The sequence below is a fragment of the Pseudomonas sp. P5_B2 genome (assembly GCF_056400445.1).
Window position 1 is genome coordinate 1 of record NZ_JBFULH010000649.1, and the last position, 2,195, is coordinate 2,195.

The following is a 2,195-nucleotide window of genomic DNA, read 5'->3' on the forward strand; positions in this document are numbered from 1 at the left end:
GCGTATTGACCGCCGAAGGTGAACCACTCAAGCGCTATCCGTTCCAGATCGAGCAGCGTTTTGACCCGGCGTCCATTTACCTGATCCAAAGCGCCATGCAGCGGGTCATGCGTGAAGGTACCGGCAGTTCGGTTTATAACGTGTTGCCCAAGACCCTGACCCTGGCCGGCAAGACCGGTACCAGTAACGACTCCCGGGACAGCTGGTTCGCCGGTTTCAGTCAGGATTTGCTGGCGGTGGTCTGGCTGGGTCGCGATGACAACGGCAAGACGCCATTCACCGGCGCTACCGGTGCCTTGCAGGTCTGGACCAGTTTTATGCGCAAAGCCGATCCGCTGCCGCTGGACATGCCGCAGCCGGATAACGTTGTTCAAGCCTGGGTCGATTCGCGTACGGGGCAAGGCTCCGATGCGGGCTGCCCAGGCGCTGTACAGATGCCGTATATTCGCGGCAGCGAACCACCTCCCGGTGCGGCTTGTGGTGGCGAAGGCCCTGCTTCCGGTGAAACGGTGATGGATTGGGTCAAGGGCTGGATGAATTAAGCAAAGAGGGATTCAAGTGAACAAGTGGTTGATACCAGCAGTTGTCACCGTGGCGTTGCTCAGCGGTTGCTCCACCGTACAACGTGGTTCGATTCCGGTTGAGGATTCCGGCACGGCTGTGTCCAACAGTGAGCGGATTTCGGCGAATGGCGGCTTCCGCAAGACGACTGTGAAACGTCCTGCCCAAGTCCAAACCCAATCCCAAACCCAGGCGATTCCGCAAGGCGATACCGGCGTGGTGGTGATGATCCCGGGTGGCGCCGCCGCCACCTCTGCGCCGATCAGTACCTCGCCAATCACGCCCGGCCCGATTACTCCAGGGCCGATCGATACGTCGCCAGTCCAGTCGGCACCGATCAATCAGGGCAGCTACAGCATGCCGTCGGCGCCAAGCGGAATTCCTTCGGCGAGCGCTGGCGGTCTGTCAGCCGACGAGCAGCTGGATGGCCCAGTGCTGGCGCTGTTGACCACCGCTCAACAGCAACAGGCAAGCGGCGACCTCAATGGTGCTTCGTCCAGCCTGGAGCGTGCTCAGCGTGTCGCGCCGCGTGAGCCGCAAGTGCTTTATCGTCTGGCTCAGGTGCGGATGGCTCAAGGGGATCCAGCGCAGGCTGAACAGTTCGCCCGTCGTGGTCTGACGTTCGCCAATGGCCGTCCGGATCTTCAGGCCAGCCTCTGGGATTTGATCGCCCAGGCGCGTGACAAACAAGGTGATTCTGCCGGCGCAGCATTGGCCCGTCAGAAGGCCAAGGTATCGCTGTGATGGACGCCCGTTTCCCGAAAATTGCCGAGCAGTTGTTGCTGATCGAGCGCGAACTGCGAGTGCAGGGGTGGTGGGATGAAGTTTCACCTTCCGCTGAAGCGCTTTCCAGTGTCGAGCCGTTTTCGGTTGATACGCTGGACTTCGAGCAGTGGCTGCAATGGATCTTCCTGCCCCGGATGAAAATGATCCTCGAACAGGATCTGCCACTACCCACCGTATCCGGGATTCAGGAGATGGCCGAAATGGTCTTCGCCGCTCGTGGTGTCCAGGGCAAGGATCGTCAGTTGCAAGTGCTGCTCAAAGAGTTCGACCTGCTGATCACCGCCTCCCGCTAACTCCAATCTTTTGTAGGAGCCGAGCAAGCTCGGCTCCTGCAGCAGTTCTGCGCAATCTGTTTCTGTGCTTCGCTGATGCGTTCCTGACGTTGTTGATCGGTCAGGCGGCGCATCTCGCCGTCCACATCCTTGAAGTCGCGGACTGTTCCGAAGTTGCGCCAACTTCGTTTGCATGCCATTTCCTTGTCATGAGTTGCGCAATTGAAGCTAAGACAGTCGCTGTTTGGCGATTTTTTCTTGCTTTCTCATGTGCTTACTTCAATAAAGCTCATTGACGACTTGACTTGGAGAGGACGAAACAGAAGAATCCAAAGTCCGCTGTAGAGGGACTGCCAGAAGCAGGCCCACTCAGCAGATCATGAGGCGCACACCCGCGCCGACTTGTTACACCCGCAACGCGTTACCTCGCGCTGGGTGGGAAAGTCCCGCAACACTTGGGACGATCCCAATACTTGCTCAGTCAGTGCTGACGTAGTCGGCGACCACCGTCGCTCATGCTCTGCTGAGAAGTAAACCTATTAAGACCCGTCCCCGTTTGAGTGGACGGTATTCTGG

At 58.6% G+C, this 2,195-nt stretch carries 2 protein-coding genes and 1 pseudogene; all 3 read left to right on the forward strand.

The window, feature by feature from the left end:
* Positions 1–542: pseudogene (locus AC1DRJ_RS25180) on the forward strand (penicillin-binding protein 1B); the annotation flags it as partial.
* Positions 543–558: 16 nt separating this feature from the next.
* Entirely contained in the window at positions 559–1,305 is a 747-nt protein-coding gene (locus tag AC1DRJ_RS25185; RefSeq protein WP_477804546.1) for a tetratricopeptide repeat protein, read from the forward strand.
* The gene (locus AC1DRJ_RS25190) at positions 1,305–1,640 is read left to right on the forward strand and encodes a YqcC family protein (RefSeq protein ID WP_477804547.1); all 336 of its coding nucleotides are present in this window, start codon (positions 1,305–1,307) and stop codon (positions 1,638–1,640) included. The genes AC1DRJ_RS25185 and AC1DRJ_RS25190 overlap by 1 nt, the downstream gene beginning before the upstream one ends.
* Positions 1,641–2,195: the final 555 nt, after the last annotated feature.